The organism is Thioalkalivibrio sp. ALJ7 (genome assembly GCF_000376865.1).
Taxonomy (GTDB): Bacteria; Pseudomonadota; Gammaproteobacteria; order Ectothiorhodospirales; family Ectothiorhodospiraceae; genus Thioalkalivibrio.
In genome coordinates this window covers 658,493-681,151 of sequence record NZ_AQXQ01000012.1, presented here as the reverse complement: position 1 = coordinate 681,151, position 22,659 = coordinate 658,493, and the positions used below count along the sequence as shown (strand labels likewise).

The window sequence follows — 22,659 nt, the reverse complement described above, 5'->3', positions numbered from 1 at the left end:
CTTGCTACCGGTGCATACGGGAGGCGAGATTAGAGCACAGGCCTTCCGCACCGGACAATTCAGGCGGCCCCGTCATACCTCCAGGCGCAGGGCTCTCAGGTAGGCCTGGGCGGAGACCTGGGCCGCAAAAGGCCGCGCCGCCTCCCGGAGGGCATTGGCGCCCGGTGGTGTTGTTAACAGGGCATTCAGGGCCTGGGTCAGCGCGGTGGCATCGCCGACGGTAATGAGAGGTCCCAGGGCGCCCTGCCCAAGTATTTCAGCCGGGCCGGATGGGCAGTCGGTCGCGACGCAGGGAGTGCCGCAGGCCAGGGCCTCGACCAGCACGGCGCCCGAGCCTTCGCGGCGCGAGGTGAGCGCGAACACGTTGGCGCGTGCCATCCAGGCGTAGGGATTGGCCTGAAAGCCCGGCAGGCGCAGGTCCTGCAACACCCCTAGATCTTCTGCCAAGCATTCCAGGCTAGCGCGTTCGCGGCCTTCGCCGAGAATGATCAGCCGCGCGGGGCGTTGCTGGCGCAGCGCAGCGAACGCGCGAATGAGGGTGGCAAAGTCCTTGCGCGGCTCTAGGGAGCCAGCTGCCAGGATCACGGGGACCTCCTGCGCGTGGCCGTCCAGCAGCCAGGCGTCATCAAGGGGAGCAGCGGCCTGTTCGAGCAGGCCGGGGGTAACGATCGGGTTGGGGATGACATGGACCCGATCCTCAGGCATCCCCGCGAGGATGCGAAGGTCGTGGCCGACTCCCTCGGAGGGGGCGATTGCCGCGTCTGCGCGCGGGTACCAGCGCCGCATGGAACGTGCCAGTCGGCGGGCGCCCGCGGGCTTGAGCTCAGCGAGGGTGGCTGCAATAGACATACCCATGCGGATCGCCACTGGCATGCTGGGCCTTGCGAGCTGCCGTGCTAGCAGTGCTGTGCGGTTTAGCCTATGACTCGCGGTGTAGAGCGCTTGTGGGCGGTGGCGTAGCAGATAGGCGATCAGGGTGGGCAGGGCGGTATTGCGGTGTGCGGCCCGTAGTGGGAACCGGCGAACGTTGGAGGGTAGGTCCTCGATATAGGGCCCGTGCCCGCGGAGGGTCAGCAGGTCGAATTGCATTGGATAGTGGGCAAACTCCCGGACCAGGTTTGTCACCACACGGTCGACGCCGCTGTGCCCCGAGGTGGCGAAAAACAGGGCGATCCGAGGTGGCGTGGCCTCAGGCATCGGTCACCTTCGGTTGCATCAGCGTGTCCAGCTTTGCGGTGACATCGGCGACCGTGATGCGATCCATCACGTCCGGCTCCCGTATCCGTTGCCCCCAGCGCAGGGCCTCCGGTGGCTTGCCAAAGGCGGCCTGGCAGGCCTCGGGGTATGCGTTGATGACCCACTGGCGGCTGCAGTACGGGCCGGTGCGGTCGGGATTGGATCCGGCGTAGAGCCCGATCACCGGGGTGCCCACCGCGTTGGCCATGTGCGCTGGACCGGAGTCCGGGGAGATCACGACATGAGCTTGATCGAATACGGCCAGTAGTTGTTTGAGGTCGGTCGACCCGATCAGGTTGATCAGCGGGTATCGGCATCTGGAGGTAATGGCGTCTCCATATTCCCGCTCCAGTTGGCTGGGGCCGCCGATCAGCACGACGGCCATGCTGTGTTGCTCTATGGCGTGCTCGGCCGTGGCCGCGTAGCGCTTGGCGTTCCAGTTGCGAAAGTTGCGAAAACGAGCACTGGAGCACGGGTTGATGGCGAGCAGGGGCTGGCTGGTGGGCAGGTGCCGATGGGCCCATTCACGGGCGGTATCGGGAATCGGGATGTCCCAGCGCAGGTCACGGCTGTGCACCCCCAGTGCCTCGGCAAAGCCGAAGAAACCGTCCAGGACATGCTGGCGGGGGCGGGCGGCGATGCGTTCACGCGTGAAAAGCCACTGAAAGTCGCGCGCCCGATCCCGATCGAATCCGATCTTGCGGTGGGCGGGGACCTGCATTCCCAGAAGGCTGGCTCGCAGGGAGACCTGCATCTGCAGGAGAACGTCGAATCGGCGGCCCCGTAATGATCGCCGGAGGTCCGTGTAGGCTCGCCAGCCTCGGTTCTTGTCGACCACGACGAACTCAATACCCGGCAAGTCCCCTAGAAGCTGGTGTTCCAGGCGCCCGATGACCCAGGTGATGCGGGTATCGGGCCAGACCGCTTGCAACGTGCGGACCACGGGTACCACATGGGTGGCGTCGCCGAGTGCCGAGAGGCGCAACAGCGCAATTTCATCTGGAGGACCGGAGGCCGATGACGTCACGGGTTTGTGTTCAGGAGCCGTCATCGGACTTCTTCCGTTTGCGCTTTTTGTGGGCCTTTTTTAGCTTGTTTTTCTGCCAGGGCATGCGCCCAATGTGGGTGTGTTGCAGTTCCGGATATGGATCAGGCGCGCCAACCGGCTGGGTCTTGAAGCGACGGTGCGCCCAGAAGTACTGCTCAGGGGCATGGCGTACGGCGTCCTCCAGGACCTCGTTCATGCGCGCGGCGTCGTGCGCGCGGTCGTCGCTGGGGAATTCTTCCAGCGGCGGACCGACCACGAATTCGTAGCCGTCGCCAGTGGCGTTCACGTAGTAAAACATGGGCAGCACCCGGGCCTTGCCCATGCGTGCCAGCCGTGACAGTCCGGTGGTGGTGGAAGCCTGCATGCCGAAGAATGGGGCAAAGACCTGCTCCGTGCGCCGCATGTTCTGGTCTCCGGCGTACCAGATGGTGCCGCCCTTCTTGAGTGTGCGCAGGATGCCGCGGATGTCGTCCTTGGAGATCACCCGTTCCAGTTTTTTCTCGCGCCCATACCGCAGGGCGCGCTCCAGAACCGGCTTCTTGTCCATCGGCTTGTAAATGGCGGCCATGTCCACTTGCTGCCCGAACAGGCGCCCGGCCAGCTCAATACAGGAGAAGTGTCCGGATAGCAGGATCACCGGGTCGCCGGCCTCTTTTGCCGCGTTCAGGTGTTCCAACCCCAGGACGCGAAAGGGCACGCGATCCACGGCCGGTCCTCCGAACCAGCCCAGTGCCACTTCAGCGATACCACGCCCGGTGTAGCCGAAGTTCGCGTGCACCCAGCGTTCGCGTTCCTCGGTACTCAGGTCCGGAAAGCAGAGCTCGAGGTTGCGTCGCACCACATAGCGCCGGTCCCGCGCCAGGTGGTAGAGCAGGTGACCCAGTCCAGTCCCCAGTCTTGTAGCCAAGCGCCAGGGTAGGCGGGCGATCAGCCACAACACAGCGATCGCGGCGGCTTGGCCCCAGTTGGAGGGGTGCAGCGTGTTGTTGCTACGCGGACCTTTCATCGCGCGAGGGATGTCCTTTCAGCAAACAGGAAAAGGCGGCGGAATTGTATATTCCGCGATCACCATTATAGGGGCGGGTCTTCGTCGTCCTGAGTCTCCGATGTTTCCGGAGGCTCTTCAAACTGCGTTTTTTGCAGCGCGGCGTAGTGCCCATTATGTTCGAGCAGTTGGGCATGCGAGCCCGCTTCGACAATCCGGCCGCGGTCAAGGACCACAATGTGGTCGGCGCTCTCGATGGTGGACAGTCGGTGAGCGATCACGAGGGTCGTTCGATTCTCCATCAGCCTTTCCAGCGCGTCCTGGATCTTTTGCTCGGATTCCGAATCCAGTGCCGAGGTGGCCTCGTCCAGAATCAGGATCGGGGCATCTTTCAGGAGCGCGCGGGCGATGGCGACGCGCTGGCGCTGGCCTCCGGAGAGCATGATCCCGTTCTCTCCCACCACGGTGTCGAAGCCTTCAGGCAGCTCGTCGATGAACTCGAGGGCGTTGGCTGCATCGGCCGCTTCGCGCAGTTGTTCGAGGCTGGGTTTGTGGTCCATGCCGTAGCACAGGTTATGCGCCAGCGTGTCGTTGAACAGCACGACATGCTGGCTGACCATGGCCAGTTGTGCCCGCAAGTCCCTGAGGCGGTATTCCTGGATCGGATGACCGTCCAGTCGGATCTCGCCCTCTTCGATTTCATAGAAGCGCGGAAGCAGGCGTGCCAGGGTGGTTTTCCCGCTGCCGGATCGGCCGACCAGGGCCACGGTCTGGCCTGGCTTGACGGTCAGACTGATGTCTTCAAGAACACGTTTGTGGCTGGTGGCATAGCGGAAGCCGACGTGATCGAACTCGATATCGCCAAGGGCGCGTTCGAGGTGACGCTGGCCATCGTCGCGTTCGGCCGGCAGGTCGAGCACTTCGAAGACACTCTCGCCCCCGGCCAGGGCCTTCTGGATAGCGGCATTGACGCCCACGATGCGCTTAAGAGAAGGCAGCATCAGCAGCATCGCTGTGATAAAGGAGATCATGCCGCCGGGGGTGATGGTTTCCAGAACCAGGTCCATCGTGGCCAGGTACACGATTACGGCCAGGGCGATGACCGCGCCCAGCTGGGAGAGGGGTTGGGCGGCCGCCTGAACGGCCTTGTGCCGCATGGCTTGGCGATGAAAGCGCTCGTTGGTCTTTTCAAATCGCAGCGCCTCGTAATCGGTTGCGCCGAAGATCTTGACCTCTGCCTGGCCGCGAATACCGTCCTCGGCAATCTGGGCATAGTCCCCGGTGGAGCGCTGCATTCGGCGGCTGATCTTGCGGAATTGCCGGTTGGCGCCAGTTATCACAAGCCCGACGATTGGCGCGATTGTAAACACGATCAGGACCAGCCACCCGCTCAGGTAGGCCATGTAAGCCAGCAGGAAGATGACGGTGAAGGTGTCGCGAATCAGTACGACGACTGCCTTGGAGGCGGCCGAGCTGATCTGGGTGACGTTGTAGGTCAGTTTGGCCAGCAGGGTCCCGGGGGAGTGCCGGTCGAAGAATGCCGAAGGCAGGTGTAGATACTTCTCGAACACGGCTTGGCGTATGTCCTTGACGACCTTGCGGCCGATCCAGGCCACGCTGTAATCCGAAGCAAAGATCGTGATCCCATAGAACAGAAAGATGCCGACGAGGGCCGCGGGCACCCACAGGCGGGCGTTCGGGTCCTGTTCGATGAAGGTGCCGTCAACCAGTGGCTGCATGATCCACGCGAACGCCGTCTGTCCCGCGGCTGCCAGGATCATCGCAATGATGGCCAGTACGCCCAGGCGCCAATACGGCTTGACGAATTTGAAAATGCGCTTGTACAGCACCCAGGATTCGCCGGCCGACGGTTGGGTCGGTTTGACGTGTTTGAGTTTGGCGCTCATCCGGGGTCCTTCGTGGCGTCGGGGTCGATCTGATGGTGCGGTGTCGTGCTGGACACACGGGATTCCGATTGGGTGCGAAGCGTCATGCTACCAGAGGGCTGCCCTGGTTGGCCGCTGCGGCCAGGGTCGCCGCCCATCGAGAACGTTATACTGCCGAGCACGTCGCGACGGGGAACCAGAGTGCAGCACTGGATTGAACAGGAACTGGGTGCCGCCAGCCGGCTGTTCGGCCGGCTGGCGGAGGATCGGGCGTTTGTGGCCGAGGTGGAGACCGTTGGCCAGTTGTGGCTGCGCAGTATCCGCAATGGGGGCAAGGTGCTGCTTGCGGGTAATGGCGGCAGTGCGGCGGACGCCCAGCACTTTGCAGCGGAGATCGTCTGTCGTTATCGGGCGGTGCGTCCCGGTGCGGCCGCGATTGCGCTAACCACTGATACCTCAGTGCTGACTGCGATCGGTAACGATTTTGGTTATGAGCAGATCTTCTCGCGCCAGGTCGAGGCACTGGGCCAGCCGGGCGATGTGTTCGTCGGGATCAGCACGTCCGGGCATTCGCCCAATGTGCTCGAGGCCTTCAAGGTGGCGCGTCAGCGTGAACTGATCACCGTGGCCCTGACCGGCGAGAAGGGGTTGCCGGAGACGCATACCGCGGATCATGTGCTGCGGGTGCCGGACGCCGCCACCGCCCGCGTGCAAGAGGTCCACGGGCTGATCGGGCATCTCTTGTGCGGGATCGTCGAAGATGCCCTCGTGGCGGATCAGGGACACGTGGGCTCGGAGTGAGTGCACGCGCCCTGTTCCTGGACCGTGATGGGGTGATCAATATTGATCACGGCTATGTGCATCGCCCCGAGGAGGTCGAGTTCGTACCCGGTATCTTCGAGTTGGTGAGGGAGGCTGTAGATCAGGGATGGCAGGTGGTGGTGGTCACCAATCAATCCGGGATCGGTCGTGGTTATTACGACGTGTCTGACTTTCGCCACCTGACGGACTGGATGCGCGCGCGCTTTGTTGAACAGGGGGGGCGCATCGATGCTGTCTACCATTGCCCTCATCATCCGCATGACGCACTACCCGAATACCGCCTGGCATGCCCGGATCGAAAGCCGGAGCCAGGGATGCTTCTGCGAGCCCGTGATGACCTTGGGCTGGATCTTGCTCAGTCGGTAATGCTGGGCGATCGCCCCTCGGATCTCGAGGCCGCCCACCGGGCCGGAGTAGGGATAGGCCTGTTGTTCGACCCGGATGGTGACCAAGTACTGCCCGAATGGGACGGCGTGGCCCGTATCCGTTCTCTCTCCGAAGCCGTGACTTGGCTCGGCTGAGCCGTCAGCACCTCATGCGTCCAGCCCTGTACACCCTGATGATGCGCCTCGCCGCCCCCTGGCTTTTGGCACGGTTGATCCGGCGAGCGCGTTCTAATCAGGTTCCGTTGCGGCGCTGGCGGGAATGGCTGGGCGGTGGTGAGGGTATATCGCCGGGCGCGATCTGGATGCATGCGGCTTCGGTAGGCGAGGTCGAGGCGGCTCTGCCGTTGGCGCGTGCCCTGCGGGATCAGTATCCCGACCGAGCATTCCTCGTGACCACGACCACACCGGAGGGCGCCACTCGGCTGGACGCCGCGTTGGGCGATGCCGTCGCGCACCAGTTTCTGCCGCTGGACCTTCCCGGGTCGGTACGCCGGTTTCTCGTGCGGATCCGGCCTGTGGTGGCGGTGGTGGTGGAGACCGAATTGTGGCCCAACTTGTACCGCGCCTGTGAGCGGTACGGGATTCCGCTGTTGCTGGTCAGTGCGCGGTTGTCACCGCGCTCATTGCCGCGGTATCGGCGCCTGCAGCCTTTGGTGGCCGATACCTTGGCCCGAGTCCGGGTGATCCTGGCGCAGGATGAGGCTGCCGCAGAGGGCTTCCGGACACTTGGGGGCCCCGATGTTCGGGTGCAGGTAGGAGGCAATCTCAAATTCGATAGACTCCTGCCGCCCGGGCATGAGCAAGGGGCCGATATGCGGTGCCAGATCGCACCGGCGGGGGTGCCGGTATGGGCCGCGGTGAGCACGCGCGAGGGCGAGGATGAGGCCGTCCTGGCGGCGCATCGGAGTGTTCGTGAGCGCTACCCGGATGCGGTCCTGTTATGGGTGCCCCGCCATCGAGAGCGGTTCGGACCGGCATTCCAGGCTGCCCGGGCAGCCGGATTCCGTGTCGCATTGCGTAGTAGCGGCCCGTTGCAAGAGCCGCTGGATGTCCTCGTGGGTGACACCCTGGGAGAGATCGGTGTCTATCTGGCGGCGGCGGATGTGGCCTTTGTTGGGGGGAGCCTTGTCCCGCTGGGTGGGCAGAATGTTCTGGAGCCCGCTGCATTGGGGCGGCCGGTTCTGGTTGGCCCGAATACCGCGCATTTCGCGTTTGCGGTCGAGCGTCTGTTGGTAGCCGGCGCGTTGTGGGAAGTCGCCGACGCACCGGAGTTGGGGAAGGCCCTTACCCAGTTACTGGGAGATGCGAACCAAAGGGAACGCATGGGGCAGTCGGGCCAGTCGGTTGTTGAATCGGGGCGTGGTGCGGTCGCACGGGTGTTGCAGGAGGTCGGCTCGATTCTTGAGAAGCCCTGATGGGGGCCTTTTTGGCGGAAGTGCGACGGCTTTCGCGTTGGTAAAGCGCGTTATTCGGGCGTCTTTATTTTCAGGATCCGGCCGCATTCTCGGCAGTGATACCGATAACGCTTGCGCTGGATGAGGGAGTGCCGCCGTGCGCTGAGGCTGTGACCCTGGCAGGCGCAGACATATTCATAGGTTTTCATCGTACGCCCGCGTAGTGGCGTTCGATGGGTGACGCGGGGCTCGCACCCGAATGACCGCATTTGGGCTTTCCACTCGGGCCCATGTGGGCGCGGCCTGCGTCGGCCTTGCCGTCGGTAAACCAGCGAATGGGCGACCTCGTGGGCAATGGTGTTGGGGAAATGGGCATCCCAATCAAGCACGAACGCCTGAGCATTGAAGCGCAGTTGTTCCCGCCCGCAGGTCATTCGCCATTGTCCGGCGGCTTTTCCTTTCAGGTCGAACAAAATTTCCGGGAGATCGGTATGAATTCCGCATTGAAGATAAAATGCGTAGGCCTGTTCGCGGATCCGCTCTTTCTGTTGAGGCGTTAGAGATTCAGGTGGTACTTGTAATTGTTGGCCCGAATTATCATATTCTGTGGCCTGATCACGGCCGCAGGTTTCCGATTTATGGGGCCCGGTGATTTTCATTGAGATCATTGTAAACCAGAGTACAAAGTGGGAGTCACGCATGAGTATGGATAACAAGAAGGCCTCCGATCTGTCGGCCGAAGAACTGTACGCCCTGGCGCGCCAGCGGGAAAAGGAAGAGGCCGAGCGCAAGGAAGCCGAGCGTCGCCAGAAGCGCGAGAAGCTGATGGAAAAACGCAAGGAGATGGTGGCGCGGCATCGCAAGGAACTGGCCGATCTCGAGCGTAAAATCCGCGAGTTGGGCGGCCGGGTTGGTCGTACGGGTAGCGCCGGTGGTCGTCGCGGGCGTCGTGCGGGTGGCGCATCCATCAGCCAGAAGCTCTGCGAGATCGTCGGAACCCAGCCGGAGATGGCGATTCAGGACATCAAGGCGCAGGCCGAAAAGGCCGGCCTGGATACCAAGAACATCAGCCAGACTCTGGCTTACCTGAAGCGCCAGGGCCGGCTCACCTCGCCGCGCCGCGGTGTCTACAAGACCGCCTGAGGTCCACAGCGAAACGGTCGGCCCCTGAAAGCTCAGGTTCCGATCTGCAGGCCCTCGGTCGAACAGGTCAGCCCCCCATCGCCCGCGAACCAGCGGGCGATGGTCTTTCCGGCGATCTCGTGTCGCCAGCCGCTGCCCAGGCGGCCAGTGGTGCCGTCTCCCTTCATGAGCTCGATCACATCCTTGCGCTGCGCGATGGCGCTGGCGGTGATCTGGTTGCGTCGGGCGCATTCGCGCAGCAGGGCCATGCCGATATCGGCCAGAACCTCTTCCGCTTCGTTCAACTTTGCCTTCTCGGGGAGTTGCGGCCATTCCTCGCGGGGCAGGTCGAGGCCGGCCTGGATCGCTTCCAGGAGCTCCTGCTGGCGCGGTGGTTTCATGCCATCCGGGAAGCCTCGCAGCTCACGCAGGGCGTTGATGTCCTGCGGGGTGCGGCGGGCGATATCGATCAATACGTCGTCCGCCAGGATCCAGCGTCGCGGCCGGTCGCTTTCCATCGCGGCGCGTTCTCGCCAGGCCGCCACGGTCTTGAGTACACCGCGTTCGCGGGGCTTGAGCCGCTTCACTCCGGAGACCCGCTGCCAGGCCCCGTCGGGGTTGGGCTCGTACAGGCCGGGGTTGCTTAGGGCCTCCATCTCCGGGCGCAGCCAGTGCATGCGGTCGTGGCTCTCCAGGTCCCGTAGCAGGCGCATGAACACGTTGGTCAGGAAGCGCACGTCATCGGCCGCGTAGCGGATCTGCTGCTCGCTCAGGGGGCGGCGGGACCAGTCGGTACGGGTCTGGCTCTTGTCCAGGTCGCGATCAAGGATGGCCTTGACCAGATTGGCGTAACCGACCTGATCGCCGTAGCCCAGCATGGAGGCGGCGATCTGGGTATCGAATATCGGAGCGGGTACGCGCCCGAGCTCACGGTAGAGGACCTCCATATCCTGTGAGGCCGAGTGGAAGACCTTGGTGACGCCGGCATCGAACAAGAGCGGTTCCAGCAGTTTGAGATCCAGCTGGAACGGATCGACGCAGGCGATCTGATCCAGGGTCGCCAGCTGGATCAGGCACAGGCGCGGATAGTAGGTCTTCTCGCGCATGAACTCGGTGTCCAGCGCGATCCAGTCGGTCCCGGCGATGGTGTCGAGGAAGCCCTGCAGCGCTTCCGGTGTCTCGATCAGCCCGTGATCATGCATTGTGTTTCTTCTGACTGGCCTCGAAGGCCGCCTTCTGATCCGGCGTCGCTTCCTGCTGGTAGCGCTCTTTCCACTCGCTGTAGGGCATGCCGTAGACGATCTCGCGCGCGCCTTCGTAGTCGACGGACTCGCCGCGTTCCTCGGCAGCGGCTGCATACCATTTGGACAGACAGTTGCGGCAGAAACCGGCGAGGTTCATTAGGTCGATGTTCTGCACGTCCTTGCGCTCATCCAGGTGTTGCAGCAGGCGGCGAAACACAGCGGCTTCGATTTCGGTTTGCTTGTTCGGGTCCATGGATCGCTCCTTGTGGATTCGGGGCACAGTATGCGCGACCGCGGGGGTTCGCTTCGAGCGGGTTGGCACGCGGTCAGGTCAGGTGCAGTAGCCAGCGTCTGCGCATGTCGCGCAAGAGGAAATACATCAGGGGCCAGGCCAGGGTGCTGGTCACCACTGGTAACCAGTACAGGATGCTGCCCGGTGGAAACCCCGTGATGCCCTGCGGCCACAGCGCGAGCAGCTTGAACAGGGCCATCAATAGAGCCACCACGATCATCTGTTGCCAGACGGGGTAGACCCTTAGGCGAGGATGGATCTGCAGCACGATGTAGGTCACCACCGCCAGGGCGATGGCGTTCTGGCCCAGGAGCTGTCCGAGCAGGGTGTCCAGCATGAGCCCGGCGACGAAGGCCGTCAGGATGCCGATGCGTGATGGGAAGGCCATGGCCCAGTAGATGAGTACCAGGGCCAGCCATTCCGGGCGTGCCGGGCGCAGGGCATCGGGGATGGGGATGATGGCCAGGGCCAGAGCCGCCAGCAGGGTCAGTAGCACCGGCCAGGGGATCCCGATTGCTCGGGTCACGGGGTGTCGGGCGCCGCTTCAGCGCCTTCCTGGGGCGGAACGTCCAATGTGTCGCCGGCGTCGATGGGGGCGATAGGGGTGTCTGCGTCGGTCCACAGCAGAAGAACCTCGCGCGAGCGGTCCAGGGCCGCCAGCGGTTCCGCCTCGATGCTCAGGAATGGCTGGCCCTGGGGGCGTTCTACCGAAGTGACGCGGGCCACCGGGTAGTCCGCCGGGAAGCGCCCGCCGAGCCCGGAGGTCAGCAGCAGGTCCCCGGGTTCCACGTCCTCCTGCAGGGGCACGTGGCGCATCTCGAGGCGTTGCGGGTTGCCGGTGCCTACCACCAGGCCGCGCAGACCCGTGCGCGCGCTCAGGACGGGCAGCGCATGGCTGGGATCGGAGATCAGCAGGGCGACCGAGCTGGTCAGGCGGGTGGACAGGATCTGGCCGATGACGCCGTCGGCATTGATCACCGGCTGCCCGACGTAGACGTCTTCGTTGCGCCCCTTGTTGAGCACGATCTGTTGCCGGAAGGGATCGAGATCCACGGCGAGCAATTTGGCGATCTCCACGCGCTCTTCCGCCCGTTGTGCGGTGTTCAGCAGGGCCCGCAGGCGGTCATTTTCCAACTGCAGGGCCTCGAACCGCAGCTGGCGGGCACGCAGTTCCGCATTCTCGCTACGCAGGATGCGGTTCTCGGTGATCAGGTCTTCGCGACTGGTGAACGACTCGAACACTCGGCTGACGGCCCGCACGGGGGCATCGACAGCCACCTGGAGCGGATAGGTGATGCTGGCAAGGGCACCACGAACGGCCTGTAGCTCATTGACACGGTGGTCCAGCGCCATCAGCGCCAGGCCCAGCAGGATGGCCGCGAGCAGGCGCAGAGTGGGCGAGACACCCAGTCTGAACAGCGGTTTGCTGATGGCGTGACCTCCGGTTGCGGATCGCTTCGATGAGGCAAGGCGGTCGCGTCAGGGCATCGCCCTGCGGCGTTTTGCTGGCCTTTTCGGCCCGGAGTGTAACCCGAACCTGTCGTTCGGGGAGACCCGCGCCGGGGAGGCACGGGCGGGATGGCTCCGTATTACTCCATCGCGAGGAAGTCGACCCGCTTTTCGTCCAGCATCTCTAGGACCCGGCCGCCGCCACGGGCGACGCAGGTCAGCGGGTCGTCGGCGATCACGACCGGGATACCGGTCTCTTCCATGATCAGCCGGTCCAGCTGCTGCAGCAGGGCGGAGCCGCCGGTCAGCACGATGCCGCGCTCGGCGACGTCCGCGCCCAGTTCCGGCGGGGTCTGTTCCAGGGCGGTGCGCACGGCGGAGACGATGCCGTACAGCGGGTCCTGCAGCGCTTCAAGGATCTCGTTGGAGTTCAGAGTGAACGACCGCGGCACGCCCTCGGCCAGGTTGCGGCCCTTCACCTCGATCTCCAGCAGTTCCTTGCCCGGGTAGGCCGAGCCCACCGTGTGCTTGATGCGCTCGGCTGTGGCCTCGCCAATCAGCACGCCGTAGTTGCGGCGCACATAGGCCATGATCGCCTCGTCGAAGGTGTCGCCGCCGATGCGCACGGACTCGGAGTAGACGATGCCGTTCATCGACAGCACCGCGACCTCGGAGGTCCCGCCGCCGATGTCCAGCACCATGGAACCGACCGCCTCGTCCAGCGGGATGCCGGCGCCGATCGCCGCCGCCACCGGTTCCTGCAGCAGGTAGACCTTGCGCGCCCCGGCGCCGAAGGCGGATTCGCGGATCGCGCGGCGTTCCACCTGGGTGGCGCCACACGGCACGCAGACCAGCACGCGCGGACTGGGCCGGAAGATCCGCCGCTCGTGCACCTTCTTGATGAAGTACTGCAGCATCTTCTCGGTGGTGGTGAAGTCGGCAATCACGCCGTCCTTCATCGGACGCACCGTCACCACGTGCTCGGGCGTGCGGCCGAGCATCTTCTTCGCCTCGATCCCCACGGCCTCGATAGAGCGTGGGCCGCCGGGGCCTCGATCCTGGCGAATGGCCACGACCGAAGGCTCGTTCAGGACGATGCCCTGGCCGCGCATGTAGATCAGGGTGTTGGCGGTGCCGAGGTCGATGGAGATGTCGTTGGAGAACAACCCCAGGAGGCGTTTGAACATGAAGAAGAAACCTGCTTGAGTGGGCGGGCGGGAAAGCCGTCGACTCTAGCAAGTGCCCGGGGTTTGGGCAACAACGGCTTTGTGGTAAGTTTGCGCTCCGTTTCACCCATTGCATCCGACCGCTACAGGACCTTCCCCGCCATGTCCGTCGATACCTCTGAAGTCCGGCGCATCGCCCATCTCTCCCGTCTGGCCATGAATGACGACCAGGCCCGGGATTTTGCGGGGGGGCTGAGCGATATCTTTGCTTTTGTCGAACAACTGGATGGCGCGGCCATCGACGGCGTGGAGCCGATGGCCCACCCGTTGGATGCCGAGCAGCGCCTGCGCCCGGATGCGGTCACCGAGTCGGATCGCCGCGAAACCTTCCAGGCGATCGCGCCGGCAGTCGAGGGCGGCCTGTATCTGGTCCCGCGCGTAATCGAGTGATCCGCGCCTTCGCCATTCTGTTGAATCCGTCACGCTTCTAGCCAGCAAGAGTCCCCGAAATCATGGCCCAGGAAACCCTGTCCGGCTGGGTGCGCAAGCTCCAGGCCCGCGAGGTCAGCTCGCGCGAGCTGACCCAGCTGTATCTGGACCGGATCGAACGTCTTGATCCGCAGCTCAACAGCTTCATCACCGTGACCGCCGAGCAGGCGCTTGCCCAGGCGGATGCGGCCGATGCGCGCCTGGCGAAAGGCGAGCAGAGCCCGCTTCTGGGCGTGCCGATCGCGCAGAAGGACATCTTCTGCACCGAGGGTGTGCGCACCTCCTGCGGCTCGCGGATGCTCGATCCGTTCGTCTCGCCCTATAACGCCACCGTGGTCGAGCGCATGAGCGCGGACGGCGCGGTGATGCTGGGCAAGACCAACATGGACGAGTTTGCGATGGGCTCGTCCAACGAGACCAGTTTTTTCGGCCCGGTGCGCAACCCCTGGGATACCGAACGTGTCCCCGGCGGCTCCTCCGGAGGCTCGGCGGCCGCGGTGGGAGCACGCCTGGTGCCGGGCGCGACCGGTACCGATACCGGTGGCTCGATCCGCCAGCCGGCGGCGTTCTGCGGCATTACCGGGCTCAAGCCGACCTACGGGCGTGTCTCGCGCTACGGGATGATCGCGTTTGCCTCCAGTCTCGACCAGGGTGGCCCTATGGCCGCGACCGCCGAGGACTGCGGCCTGATGCTGAACAGCATGGCTGGATTCGACGAGCGTGATTCCACGAGCGTCGAGCGCCCCGCCGAGGACTTCACCGCCGGCCTGAACCAGGAGCTGAAGGGCCTGCGTATTGGCCTGCCGACGGAGTTTTTTGGCGAGGCGGGGCTGGACGAGCGGGTGCGTGGCGTGATCGATGCAGCCATCGAGGTCCTTAAGGGCCGCGGCGCCGAGGTGCGCGAGGTCGCCCTGCCGAACAGCCACCTGTCGGTCCCGGCCTATTACGTGGTCGCCCCGGCCGAATGCTCCTCCAACCTCGCGCGTTTCGACGGCGTGCGCTACGGCTATCGCTGCGAGAACCCCGAGGACCTGATGGATCTCTACACCCGCTCGCGCGGGGAGGGCTTCGGCGACGAGGTGAAGCGCCGCATCATGGTCGGTACCTACGTGCTGTCCGCTGGCTACTACGACGCCTACTATCTGAAGGCGCAGAAGGTCCGCCGCATCATCGCGGACGACTTCCGTTGCGCCTTCGAGGATGTGGACGTCCTCCTTGCGCCGACCACGCCGGAGCTGCCGTTCGCGCTGGGCGCCAAGGCCGATCCGGTGAGCATGTACCTGTCGGATATCTACACCATCGCGGCCAACCTGGCCGGCCTGCCGGCAATGTCGCTGCCGGCTGGCGAGATCGACGGCCTGCCGGTCGGGCTGCAGCTGATCGGCAACTACTTCGACGAGGCGCGCCTGCTGGGCGTCGCCCACCAGTATCAGCAAGAGACCGACTGGCACGCTCGCGTGCCGGCGGCCTTCGCCTGAGGGCCCTGAACATGGAATGGGAAACCGTCATCGGGCTGGAGATTCACGCCCAGCTCAATACCGTCTCCAAGATCTTTTCCGGGGCGCCCACCGCCTACGGCGCCGAGCCCAACCGCCAGGCCTGCCCGGTGGACCTGGGCATGCCCGGCGTGCTGCCGGTGCTGAACAAGGGCGCGGTGGAACGCGCGGTGATGCTAGGGCTGGCGATCAACGCCGAGATCACCCCGCGTTCGGTGTTCGCGCGCAAGAACTACTTCTATCCGGATCTCCCCAAGGGCTACCAGATCTCGCAGTTCGAGCTGCCGATCGTGGGCCTGGGGCACCTGGATATCGAGCTGGAAGACGGCTCGATCAAGCGTATCGGCGTGACCCGTGCGCACCTGGAAGAGGACGCGGGCAAGAGCCTGCACGAGGGCTTCGAGGCGATGACCGGTATCGACCTCAACCGTGCCGGTACCCCGCTGATCGAGATCGTTTCCGAGCCGGAGCTGCGCTCCGCGAAGGAAGCCGTCGCCTACATGAAGAAGCTGCACTCGCTGGTGCGCTATCTCGATATCTGCGACGGCAACATGCAGGAAGGCAGTTTTCGCTGTGATGCCAATGTCTCGGTTCGGCCCAAGGATCAGGCCGAGTTCGGCACCCGCGCCGAGTTGAAGAACCTGAACTCCTTCCGCTTCGTCGAGCGCGCGATCAACTTCGAGGTGGAGCGCCAGATCGACCTGATCGAGGGCGGTGGCTCGGTGGTGCAGGAGACGCGCCTGTACGACCCGGACCGTGACGAGACTCGCTCCATGCGCAGCAAGGAAGAGGCCAACGACTACCGCTATTTCCCCGATCCGGATCTGCTGCCGCTGGTCGTGGACAGCGCCTTCATCGAGACCGTGCGCGAAAAGCTCCCGGAGTTGCCGGACGCCAAGCGCGCGCGCTTCGTCGAACAGTATGGCCTGTCGGACTACGACGCCGGCGTGCTGACCGCGACCCGCGAAATGGGCGACTTCTACGAGGCCGTGGCCGCCGGGTGCGATGCACCCAAGCTGGCCGCCAACTGGGTGATGGGCGAGTTCTCCGCCGCACTCAACCGCTCCGAGGTGGAACTGGGGGAGGCTCCGGTCAACGCCGAGGGCCTGGCCGGACTGATCGCGCGCATCCAGGACGAGACCATCTCCGGCAAGATCGCCAAGGAGGTCTTCGAGGCGATGTGGAACGGCGAGGGCGACGCCGACGTGGTGATCGAGGCCAAGGGGCTCAAGCAGATTACCGACACTGGCGCGATCGACACCATCATCGACGAGGTGATGGCCAACAACCCGCAGCAGCTTGAGCAGTACCGCAGCGGCAAGGACAAGCTGTTTGGCTTCTTTGTCGGCCAGGTGATGAAGGCCACGCAGGGCAAGGCCAACCCGGCCCAGGTCAACGAGCGCCTCAAGGCGAAGCTCGACTCTTGAGTCTGGCGGGGTTGTGCTGTCATGCGTGAGACCGACACGCTGCACCGGTTCATGCTCGAGGAGGCCGGGGTGCGCGGCGAATGGGTGCACCTCGATGCCGCCTGGCAGGCCCTGCTGGAGCGCCACGAATATCCCCCCGTGGTGCGCGACCTGCTGGGGCAGGCCTATGCGGCCGTGGCCCTGACGGCCGCGACGCTCAAGTTCGATGGTTCCCTGATCCTGCAGGTCACCGGCCCCGGCCCCGTCCACATGATCGTCGCCCAGGCCGATGGCCAGGGACGGTTGCGCGGCCTGGCACGCTTTCGCGAGACCCCGCCGGAGGGCGCGACGCTGAGCGAATGTACCGGTGAAGACGCACGATTGATGCTGACGCTGGACCCGGGCGATGGCCGTGATCGTTACCAGGGTGTGGTCGAGCTGGAAGGCGACTCGCTGGCGGAGGCGATGAACGTCTACTTCGAACGTTCAGAGCAGTTGCCGACCCGCCTGTGGCTGGCGAGTGGTGAACAGTCGGCCGCCGGGATGCTGCTGCAGGCATTGCCGGGAGAGGGCGGCGATGCGGTGACACGGGATTCGGAAGAGTGGAACCGCGCGACCCTCCTGGCCGAGACGACCACGGCCGACGAACTGCTGGAATTGGATGCCGGTGCCCTGCTGGGCCGGCTGTTCGCCGAGGAGCGCGTGCGGCTGTTTGACGGCGCGCCGGTTAGCTTTCACTGCCCGTGTTCGCGCGAGCGTGTAGGCGAGACGCTGCGCGGCCTGGGGCGGGACGAAATCCGCAGCATCATTGAGGAGCAGGGCGCGGTGGACGTGACCTGCGAGTTTTGTAACGCCCAGTATCACTTTGACCCCGTCGACGCCGGAGCCATCTGTGCCCCCGAGGGCACCCAGCCGCCGGCTCCGGATACCCGCCAGTAGTCCTGTTGATGACCGTGCTCGTTAGCCGGTCGTGACGTCCCGTACCCTGGAAACCGGAGTGACCTCATCGGATCGCCCCAGGTCTTTGCTATAGATGCAGGCTGACCTTGCAGCGTTTTTCGTCACGGGGGCGCAATGTATTCCCGGCATACCGAAATCCCGACTCTGGATGTTCGCCCCGGCTGGCTGGTGGAGGCGCGCTATTTCAACCAGGTTCGCCGCGCCCTGGCGCGTCTGGGGCCCGAGCTCCGTTTGTCACCCCCGGGCCTCAAACACCTGGATCTTATTCTGCAGCGCGATGCCTGGGTCGTGGTGGATCGGGTCTTGAACGATATGCCGGTGGTCGCCTGGACTGCTTTTCATGCCCGTGGACGGCGCAGCCTGCACCGTCCGATTGCCTGCGAGCTGCTGCTTTTTCACGCCATGGCCAGCATGGTGATGAACCGTACCCTGGCGGCGATGGAGCCGGAGCTGACGACAGCCCTTGCCATCACGGCGCCTGCCCAGACCTCGGGCAAGATCCTGCCGTTTCAGCCGCGTTCCTGCGCCTGATTTGGGGCCGCCCGCATCAGGCGGGCGTGGAGCGAGGGCCGCAGACCGGGCAGGCCGGATCGCGGCGCAGACGGATCTCGCGAAACTGCATGGCCAGGCCGTCGAGGATGAGCAGACGCCCCTGGAGGGTCGGCAACCCCATGAGGAGTTTGAGCGCCTCGGTGGCCTGCAGGCTGCCGACCACGCCGGGCAGACTGGCCAGGACCCCGTTAGCCGCGCAGGTGTCCTCGTCGCCGCCATCCTCGCCGTATAGGCAGTGGTAGCAGCCCGCCTCCGGGTCGCGGTAGTCGAACGTGGTGAGCTGACCCTCGAAACGGATCACGGCCCCGGAGACCAGCGGTGTGCGCGCCGCCAGCGCCGCGCGACTGATCGCGCCGCGGGCGCTGAAGTTGTCGGTCCCGTCCAGCACCACGTCGGCTGTGCCGAAGAGTCGGGTCATGGCCTCGACGTCCAGGTATGCGGCACGGGTCTCTACCTGGCACTGGGGATTCATCGCCGCCACTCGCGCGGCGGCCGAGGCGACCTTGTCGCGGCCGATGTCCGCTTCGGTGTGCAGGATCTGGCGCTGCAGGTTGGTGACCTCGACGTGGTCCGGATCCACGAGCGTCAACCGGCCCACGCCGGCGGCGGCCAGATAGGCGGCGACCGGTGAGCCCAGGCCCCCGAGTCCCATGATGACCGCATGCGCCCGCTGCAGGGCGTCCTGCCCTTCGACACCCACGCCGGGCAGCAGGACCTGGCGGCTATAGCGCAGAAGCTGGTCGTCATCCATGGGATCAATCTCCAGTAAGACCAAAAGTGTAACCGGCGTCACGCTCATTGGCCGGTCTGGTTGGGAACCGTTCAGGAACGTTGCCTAAGCTGGACTCTGGCAATCCTGCCACAACCGCGGGCTGTTCAAGGTCTTCCGGACGGGCCCGCATGGAAGGAAGAATCGACCATGAAACGAACCGCTATTCTGGCACCGGCGGCGATCCTGGCGCTCGCCCTGTCCTTCCCGGCCCACGCGGCTCAGCCGGTGGCGGGTCCGATGCAGGCGGCCGGTGCGGCGACTTTCGATCCCGGTGCCCTGCAGCATGTTCGGCACGGCCATTCTCGCGGCCACCACCACTACCGGAGTCACCCCGGCGCGCGCGGGCACAAGCAGGCCAAGCGTGCGAAGCAGCGCGGGCGCGGCCATCACAAGCACTCGCGCAGCCATGCGCATCACCACCACTACCACTATTACGACCACAATCGTTCGACCCGGTACCGTCATCGGTCGTCGCCCAGTGGCTCGATGAATCTGCACCTGCATCTGCCGTTCTGAGGCGACCGGATTTAAAGCATCACAGGGTTGGCCCTGGCGAGATCGCCGGGGCCTTTTTTCTTCTTCTGGAGGTAGCCCCAGGCGCGGGCGTTCAGATCTTACCCAGGCTGGTGCGCTCGTGACCGGCGGTGTCCCGCAGGGTGCGGACCGCCTGATATCCCGTGGTCCGCAGCCGTTGGCGCACCGGCTCGCCCTGGTCGAAGCCGTGCTCCAGCAGCAGCCAGCCGCCCGGGTTCAGGTGTTCGCGGGCGCTGTCGATCACCCGGTGCAGGTCGGCGAGGCCCTGCTCCTCTGCGGCAAGGGCGGTGCGCGGCTCGAAACGCAGATCGCCGCGCGTCAGGTGCGGGTCGTCGGGGTCGATGTAGGGTGGATTGCAGGCGATCAGGTCGAAGCCACGCTGCCGGGTTACTGCACCGAGCCAGTCCCCCTGCCATAGGTGAACCGACAGCCCCAGTTCGTGGGCGTTGGCTTTGGCTTGCAGGAGCGCCTCGTGGCTGTGATCGCTGGCGAAGGCCTGCAGGCCTGGCCGTTCGCTTAACAGTGCCAGGATGATGGTGCCCGGACCGGTTCCCAGATCCAGCACCCTCGGGGCCTCGGTATCGCAAGTGGCGAGTATGGCAAGGGCCTGCCCCACCAGGAGCTCGGTTTCGGGTCGCGGGATCAGGCAGGCGGGGGAAACGCCCAGGTCCAGCGTCCAGAAGGCGCGCCGACCGAGGATGTGGGCCATGGGCTCGCCGGCGCAGCGGCGCTGGCTGAGCGTGTCGGCTCGGGCGGCCTGCTCGGCCGTGGCGGGGTCGGTGCCGTGGGCGATCAGTTGCGCGGTGTCCAGACCAGTGGCGGCGCCCAGCAGCATGCGGGCCTCCAGTCCGGGCGTTTCGATCCCGGCGGCCTGCAGCCGGGCACGCAGTTCCTGCAGCAACGCGTCCAGGGTCGAAGTCGCGGGCATCAGGCTTCGGCGAGGGTAGCGAGCTGCTCGGCCTGGTATTCGTGGATCAGCGGGTCGATTACCGGGTCGAGGTCGCCGGTCATCACCTGTTCCAGCTTGTACAGGGTCAGGTTGATGCGGTGGTCGGTCACGCGGCCCTGCGGGAAGTTGTAGGTGCGAATGCGCTCGGAGCGGTCGCCGCTGCCGACCAGGCTCTTGCGTTCGGCGCTTTGCGCGGCGGCCTGGGCCTCGCGCTCGGCCTCGAACAGGCGGGCGGCGAGGTAGGTCATCGCCTTGGCGCGATTCTTGTGCTGCGAGCGTTCTTCCTGGCACTCGACCACGATGCCGGTGGGCAGGTGGGTCAGGCGGATCGCGGAGTCGGTCTTGTTAACGTGCTGGCCGCCGGCCCCGGAGGCGCGGAAGGTGTCCACGCGCAGGTCGGCCGGGTTGATATCCGGCATCTCGACCTCGTCCAGCTCTGGCAGGATGGCGACCGTGGCCGCGGAGGTGTGGATGCGGCCCTGGGATTCGGTCTCCGGGACGCGCTGCACGCGGTGGGCGCCGGATTCGAACTTGAGTCGCGAGAAGGCGCCCTGGCCGGCCAGGCGCCCGATTACCTCGCGGTAGCCGCCGTGCTCGCCCTCGCTGGCGCTGAGGATCTCCAGCTTCCAGCCCTGCTGTTCGGCGTAGCGGGTGTACATGCGCAGCAGGTCGCCGGCGAAGATGGCGGCCTCGTCGCCGCCGGTGCCGGCGCGGATCTCGAGGAACACGTTGGCGTTGTCGTGCGGGTCCTTCGGGATCAGGTGACGGTAGAGTTCGGCCTCCAGGGCCTCGGTCTGCTCGTTCAGGGTGTCGATCTCGGCCTCGGCCATCGCGCGCAGGTCGGGGTCGTCCTCCGCGAGCATCGCGCGCGCCTCGTCCAGTGCGGCGTGGTTGTCGTGCCAGGCCTTCCAGGCCGCGGCGACCGGCTCCAGCTGGCTGTATTCCTGGGACAGGCGGCGCAGCTGGTCGGGGTCCTCGGCGGCGTCCGGGGTCGACAGCAGTTGCGCGATCTCGGCATGGCGTTCGGCCAGGCCTTCGAGCTTGGTCTGGAACGAGGCCTTCACGAGTGGGGGCCGGGGTCGGAATCGTCGCCGGGGTCGTCTTCCGGTGCGGGCAGCTGGAACAGCTGGTGAGCGGCCTCCAGCAACCGTGCGTTGCCTTCGTGAGCGGCGGCGTTCAGTGACTTGCAGGGGGCATGCATCAGCTTGTTGGTCAGGTTGTGCGCGAGCAGTTGCAGTGCTTCCTCGGGGGATTTGCCGGCGCGCAGCATCGCCTCGGCTTTGGCCAGCGACTCGGCCTTCACGCTGTCGGCGCGCTGACGTAGCTGGCGGATGCTGTCCACGGAATCGCGGGCGCGCAGCCAGCGCATGAACTCGCCGGCGCGCTGAGCAATGATCTCCTCGGCCTGTTCGGCGGCGGCGTGGCGCGAGGCCATGTTCTCGTCGATCACTTCCTGCAGGTCGTCGACGGTGTAGAGGTAGACGTCCTCGAGCTGCCCGACCTCGGGTTCGATGTCGCGCGGCACGGCAATGTCGACCATGAACATCGGTTTGTGGCGGCGCTTGCGCAAGGCGCGCTCGACCGCACCCTTGCCCAGGATCGGTAGCGGGGCAGCGGTGGAGGAGATGACGATGTCGGCCTCCGCCAGGCGCTCGGGGAGCTGATCCAGGCTGACCGCCTCGGCGTCGAAACGCCCGGCCACGGCGCGGGCACGCTCGGCCGTTCGGTTGGCGACGATCACGTTGCCGATCCCGCCGCCGGAGAGGTGCTGCAGGGCCAGTTCGATGGTCTCGCCGGCACCGATGACCAGCGCGGTGAGCGGTTTCAGGTCACCGAAAATCTGGCGCGCCAGTGAGACCGCCGCAAAGGCCACCGAGACCGCGCTCTGACCGATAGCGGTCTGGGTGCGTACGTCCTTGGCGGTGGCGAAGGCGTGCTGGAACAGGCGTTCCAGCGAGCGTCCCAGCGTGCCGGCATCGTGGGCGTACTGGTAGGCCGTCTTCATCTGCCCGAGGATCTGCGGCTCGCCCAGGACCATGGAGTCCAGTCCGCTCGCTACGCGCAAGGCATGGCGCACTGCGGAGCCGTCGTGGTGCAGGTAGAGATAAGGCTTGAGTTCGTCGCGGTCGATGCCGTGGTAGCCGCCGATCCAGTCGAGCACGCGCTGGTCGCTGTGCTGACCACCCTCACGGAAGTACACCTCGGTGCGGTTGCAGGTGGACAGGATCGCGGTTTCCGGCAATAGCACGCCGGAGCGTAGCGAGTGTAGGGCCTCGCCAAGCTCGTTCTGGTTAACGGACAGTCGTTCGCGGATCGCGACCGGCGCCGTTTTGTGATTGATCCCAAGAGTGAACAGCATGCTGGCGCGTATTGTGCCGGAAAACCGGGGCGCGTGGCCCAATTTCCCGATAGTGTACTGTGCTGTAGGGTTGGCTACAGTCTCTTTCTCTGCCATGGAACCCCGAGGGTGG

At 65.2% G+C, this 22,659-nt stretch carries 24 protein-coding genes; 10 read left to right on the top strand and 14 right to left on the bottom strand.

Going from position 1 to position 22,659, the window contains the following annotated elements; genetic code table 11:
• Positions 1-72: 72 nt before the first annotated feature.
• The 4 genes from D002_RS0111875 to msbA all read right to left on the bottom strand — a co-directional run bounded on the left by D002_RS0111875 (position 73) and on the right by msbA (position 5,176).
• On the bottom strand, positions 73-1,197 hold the full coding sequence (locus D002_RS0111875; RefSeq protein ID WP_018142145.1) for a glycosyltransferase: 1,125 nt from the start codon (positions 1,195-1,197) through the stop codon (positions 73-75).
• Positions 1,190-2,287 carry a glycosyltransferase family 9 protein gene (locus D002_RS0111870; RefSeq protein WP_018142144.1) on the bottom strand — a complete coding sequence of 366 codons (1,098 nt, stop codon included), beginning with the start codon at positions 2,285-2,287 and terminating at the stop codon, positions 1,190-1,192. Before D002_RS0111870 ends, D002_RS0111875 begins: the two co-directional genes overlap by 8 nt.
• Positions 2,274-3,290 (bottom strand): hypothetical protein, encoded by a 1,017-nt coding sequence (locus D002_RS0111865; protein WP_018142143.1) that lies wholly within the window; start codon positions 3,288-3,290, stop codon positions 2,274-2,276. The genes D002_RS0111870 and D002_RS0111865 overlap by 14 nt, the downstream gene beginning before the upstream one ends.
• Before the next feature lie 65 nt (positions 3,291-3,355).
• Entirely contained in the window at positions 3,356-5,176 is a 1,821-nt protein-coding gene (gene msbA / locus D002_RS0111860) for a lipid A export permease/ATP-binding protein MsbA (protein ID WP_018142142.1), read from the bottom strand.
• A gap of 180 nt (positions 5,177-5,356) precedes the next feature.
• Here msbA and D002_RS0111855 point away from each other — a divergent pair, with 180 nt between their 5' ends.
• Genes D002_RS0111855 through D002_RS0111845 form a run of 3 tightly spaced genes read left to right on the top strand, consistent with a single transcriptional unit; the run spans position 5,357 to position 7,778 of the window.
• Complete coding sequence (locus tag D002_RS0111855; RefSeq protein ID WP_018142141.1) at positions 5,357-5,956, top strand: SIS domain-containing protein; 600 nt, start codon at positions 5,357-5,359, stop codon at positions 5,954-5,956.
• Complete coding sequence (gene gmhB, locus D002_RS0111850) at positions 5,953-6,498, top strand: D-glycero-beta-D-manno-heptose 1,7-bisphosphate 7-phosphatase (protein WP_018142140.1); 546 nt, start codon at positions 5,953-5,955, stop codon at positions 6,496-6,498. The genes D002_RS0111855 and gmhB overlap by 4 nt, the downstream gene beginning before the upstream one ends.
• Positions 6,499-6,512: 14 nt before the next feature.
• Entirely contained in the window at positions 6,513-7,778 is a 1,266-nt protein-coding gene (locus D002_RS0111845; RefSeq protein WP_018874420.1) for a 3-deoxy-D-manno-octulosonic acid transferase, read from the top strand.
• A 50-nt stretch (positions 7,779-7,828) separates the two neighbouring features.
• Here D002_RS0111845 and D002_RS13645 read toward each other — a convergent pair whose 3' ends face one another.
• Positions 7,829-8,416, bottom strand: coding sequence for a SprT-like domain-containing protein (locus D002_RS13645; protein WP_081610859.1), 588 nt, complete (start codon positions 8,414-8,416; stop codon positions 7,829-7,831).
• A gap of 40 nt (positions 8,417-8,456) precedes the next feature.
• Here D002_RS13645 and D002_RS0111835 point away from each other — a divergent pair, with 40 nt between their 5' ends.
• Positions 8,457-8,900 (top strand): hypothetical protein, encoded by a 444-nt coding sequence (locus D002_RS0111835; RefSeq protein WP_018142137.1) that lies wholly within the window; start codon positions 8,457-8,459, stop codon positions 8,898-8,900.
• A gap of 32 nt (positions 8,901-8,932) precedes the next feature.
• Here the strand turns inward: D002_RS0111835 and rnd are convergent, their stop codons facing one another.
• From rnd to D002_RS0111810, 5 genes are all read right to left on the bottom strand, one after another.
• Positions 8,933-10,081 (bottom strand): ribonuclease D, encoded by a 1,149-nt coding sequence (gene rnd, locus D002_RS0111830; protein WP_018142136.1) that lies wholly within the window; start codon positions 10,079-10,081, stop codon positions 8,933-8,935.
• Complete coding sequence (locus tag D002_RS0111825; protein WP_018142135.1) at positions 10,074-10,376, bottom strand: DUF1244 domain-containing protein; 303 nt, start codon at positions 10,374-10,376, stop codon at positions 10,074-10,076. Before D002_RS0111825 ends, rnd begins: the two co-directional genes overlap by 8 nt.
• Before the next feature lie 73 nt (positions 10,377-10,449).
• Positions 10,450-10,941, bottom strand: a complete 492-nt coding sequence (gene mreD / locus D002_RS0111820; protein WP_018142134.1) for a rod shape-determining protein MreD — start codon at positions 10,939-10,941, stop codon at positions 10,450-10,452.
• Positions 10,938-11,846, bottom strand: coding sequence for a rod shape-determining protein MreC (mreC, locus tag D002_RS0111815; RefSeq protein ID WP_155996184.1), 909 nt, complete (start codon positions 11,844-11,846; stop codon positions 10,938-10,940). The genes mreD and mreC overlap by 4 nt, the downstream gene beginning before the upstream one ends.
• 158 nt (positions 11,847-12,004) lie before the next feature.
• On the bottom strand, positions 12,005-13,051 hold the full coding sequence (locus tag D002_RS0111810) for a rod shape-determining protein (RefSeq protein WP_018142132.1): 1,047 nt from the start codon (positions 13,049-13,051) through the stop codon (positions 12,005-12,007).
• Positions 13,052-13,192: 141 nt separating this feature from the next.
• Between D002_RS0111810 and gatC the strand changes: the two genes are divergently transcribed.
• From gatC to D002_RS0111785, 5 genes are all read left to right on the top strand, one after another.
• Positions 13,193-13,480, top strand: coding sequence for an Asp-tRNA(Asn)/Glu-tRNA(Gln) amidotransferase subunit GatC (gene gatC / locus D002_RS0111805; RefSeq protein WP_018142131.1), 288 nt, complete (start codon positions 13,193-13,195; stop codon positions 13,478-13,480).
• 62 nt (positions 13,481-13,542) lie between these two features.
• A complete protein-coding gene (gene gatA / locus D002_RS0111800; protein WP_018142130.1) occupies positions 13,543-14,997 on the top strand; it encodes an Asp-tRNA(Asn)/Glu-tRNA(Gln) amidotransferase subunit GatA in 1,455 nt (484 codons plus the stop codon).
• An 11-nt stretch (positions 14,998-15,008) separates the two neighbouring features.
• Complete coding sequence (gene gatB / locus D002_RS0111795; RefSeq protein WP_018142129.1) at positions 15,009-16,442, top strand: Asp-tRNA(Asn)/Glu-tRNA(Gln) amidotransferase subunit GatB; 1,434 nt, start codon at positions 15,009-15,011, stop codon at positions 16,440-16,442.
• A gap of 21 nt (positions 16,443-16,463) precedes the next feature.
• Complete coding sequence (hslO, locus tag D002_RS0111790) at positions 16,464-17,360, top strand: Hsp33 family molecular chaperone HslO (RefSeq protein ID WP_018142128.1); 897 nt, start codon at positions 16,464-16,466, stop codon at positions 17,358-17,360.
• Positions 17,361-17,495: 135 nt separating this feature from the next.
• On the top strand, positions 17,496-17,912 hold the full coding sequence (locus tag D002_RS0111785) for a hypothetical protein (RefSeq protein WP_018142127.1): 417 nt from the start codon (positions 17,496-17,498) through the stop codon (positions 17,910-17,912).
• Between the two features lie 16 nt (positions 17,913-17,928).
• Here D002_RS0111785 and D002_RS0111780 read toward each other — a convergent pair whose 3' ends face one another.
• Entirely contained in the window at positions 17,929-18,684 is a 756-nt protein-coding gene (locus tag D002_RS0111780) for a molybdopterin-synthase adenylyltransferase MoeB (RefSeq protein ID WP_018142126.1), read from the bottom strand.
• Positions 18,685-18,852: 168 nt separating this feature from the next.
• Between D002_RS0111780 and D002_RS0111775 the strand changes: the two genes are divergently transcribed.
• On the top strand, positions 18,853-19,221 hold the full coding sequence (locus tag D002_RS0111775) for a hypothetical protein (protein ID WP_018142125.1): 369 nt from the start codon (positions 18,853-18,855) through the stop codon (positions 19,219-19,221).
• A 91-nt stretch (positions 19,222-19,312) separates the two neighbouring features.
• Here D002_RS0111775 and prmC read toward each other — a convergent pair whose 3' ends face one another.
• Genes prmC through hemA form a run of 3 tightly spaced genes read right to left on the bottom strand, consistent with a single transcriptional unit; the run spans position 19,313 to position 22,547 of the window.
• Positions 19,313-20,167, bottom strand: a complete 855-nt coding sequence (gene prmC, locus D002_RS0111770; protein ID WP_018142124.1) for a peptide chain release factor N(5)-glutamine methyltransferase — start codon at positions 20,165-20,167, stop codon at positions 19,313-19,315.
• Entirely contained in the window at positions 20,167-21,252 is a 1,086-nt protein-coding gene (gene prfA / locus D002_RS0111765) for a peptide chain release factor 1 (protein WP_018142123.1), read from the bottom strand. Before prfA ends, prmC begins: the two co-directional genes overlap by 1 nt.
• Positions 21,249-22,547 carry a glutamyl-tRNA reductase gene (gene hemA / locus D002_RS0111760; RefSeq protein ID WP_018142122.1) on the bottom strand — a complete coding sequence of 433 codons (1,299 nt, stop codon included), beginning with the start codon at positions 22,545-22,547 and terminating at the stop codon, positions 21,249-21,251. Before hemA ends, prfA begins: the two co-directional genes overlap by 4 nt.
• Positions 22,548-22,659: the final 112 nt, after the last annotated feature.

Bases quoted from the DNA above. Each gene is read 5' to 3' on its own strand.
- gatC (WP_018142131.1), top strand. From the start codon at position 13,193: ATGTCCGTCGATACCTCTGAAGTCCGGCGCATCGCCCATCTCTCCCGT.
- rnd (WP_018142136.1), bottom strand. From the start codon at position 10,081: ATGCATGATCACGGGCTGATCGAGACACCGGAAGCGCTGCAGGGCTTC.
- prmC (WP_018142124.1), bottom strand. From the start codon at position 20,167: ATGCCCGCGACTTCGACCCTGGACGCGTTGCTGCAGGAACTGCGTGCC.
- D002_RS0111810 (WP_018142132.1), bottom strand. From the start codon at position 13,051: ATGTTCAAACGCCTCCTGGGGTTGTTCTCCAACGACATCTCCATCGAC.
- D002_RS13645 (WP_081610859.1), bottom strand. From the start codon at position 8,416: ATGAAAATCACCGGGCCCCATAAATCGGAAACCTGCGGCCGTGATCAG.
- D002_RS0111825 (WP_018142135.1), bottom strand. From the start codon at position 10,376: ATGGACCCGAACAAGCAAACCGAAATCGAAGCCGCTGTGTTTCGCCGC.
- gatA (WP_018142130.1), top strand. From the start codon at position 13,543: ATGGCCCAGGAAACCCTGTCCGGCTGGGTGCGCAAGCTCCAGGCCCGC.
- gatB (WP_018142129.1), top strand. From the start codon at position 15,009: ATGGAATGGGAAACCGTCATCGGGCTGGAGATTCACGCCCAGCTCAAT.
- D002_RS0111865 (WP_018142143.1), bottom strand. From the start codon at position 3,290: ATGAAAGGTCCGCGTAGCAACAACACGCTGCACCCCTCCAACTGGGGC.
- D002_RS0111845 (WP_018874420.1), top strand. From the start codon at position 6,513: ATGCGTCCAGCCCTGTACACCCTGATGATGCGCCTCGCCGCCCCCTGG.
- D002_RS0111870 (WP_018142144.1), bottom strand. From the start codon at position 2,287: ATGACGGCTCCTGAACACAAACCCGTGACGTCATCGGCCTCCGGTCCT.
- D002_RS0111785 (WP_018142127.1), top strand. From the start codon at position 17,496: ATGTATTCCCGGCATACCGAAATCCCGACTCTGGATGTTCGCCCCGGC.
- hslO (WP_018142128.1), top strand. From the start codon at position 16,464: ATGCGTGAGACCGACACGCTGCACCGGTTCATGCTCGAGGAGGCCGGG.
- D002_RS0111835 (WP_018142137.1), top strand. From the start codon at position 8,457: ATGAGTATGGATAACAAGAAGGCCTCCGATCTGTCGGCCGAAGAACTG.
- D002_RS0111875 (WP_018142145.1), bottom strand. From the start codon at position 1,197: ATGCCTGAGGCCACGCCACCTCGGATCGCCCTGTTTTTCGCCACCTCG.
- D002_RS0111775 (WP_018142125.1), top strand. From the start codon at position 18,853: ATGAAACGAACCGCTATTCTGGCACCGGCGGCGATCCTGGCGCTCGCC.
- D002_RS0111780 (WP_018142126.1), bottom strand. From the start codon at position 18,684: ATGGATGACGACCAGCTTCTGCGCTATAGCCGCCAGGTCCTGCTGCCC.
- msbA (WP_018142142.1), bottom strand. From the start codon at position 5,176: ATGAGCGCCAAACTCAAACACGTCAAACCGACCCAACCGTCGGCCGGC.
- hemA (WP_018142122.1), bottom strand. From the start codon at position 22,547: ATGCTGTTCACTCTTGGGATCAATCACAAAACGGCGCCGGTCGCGATC.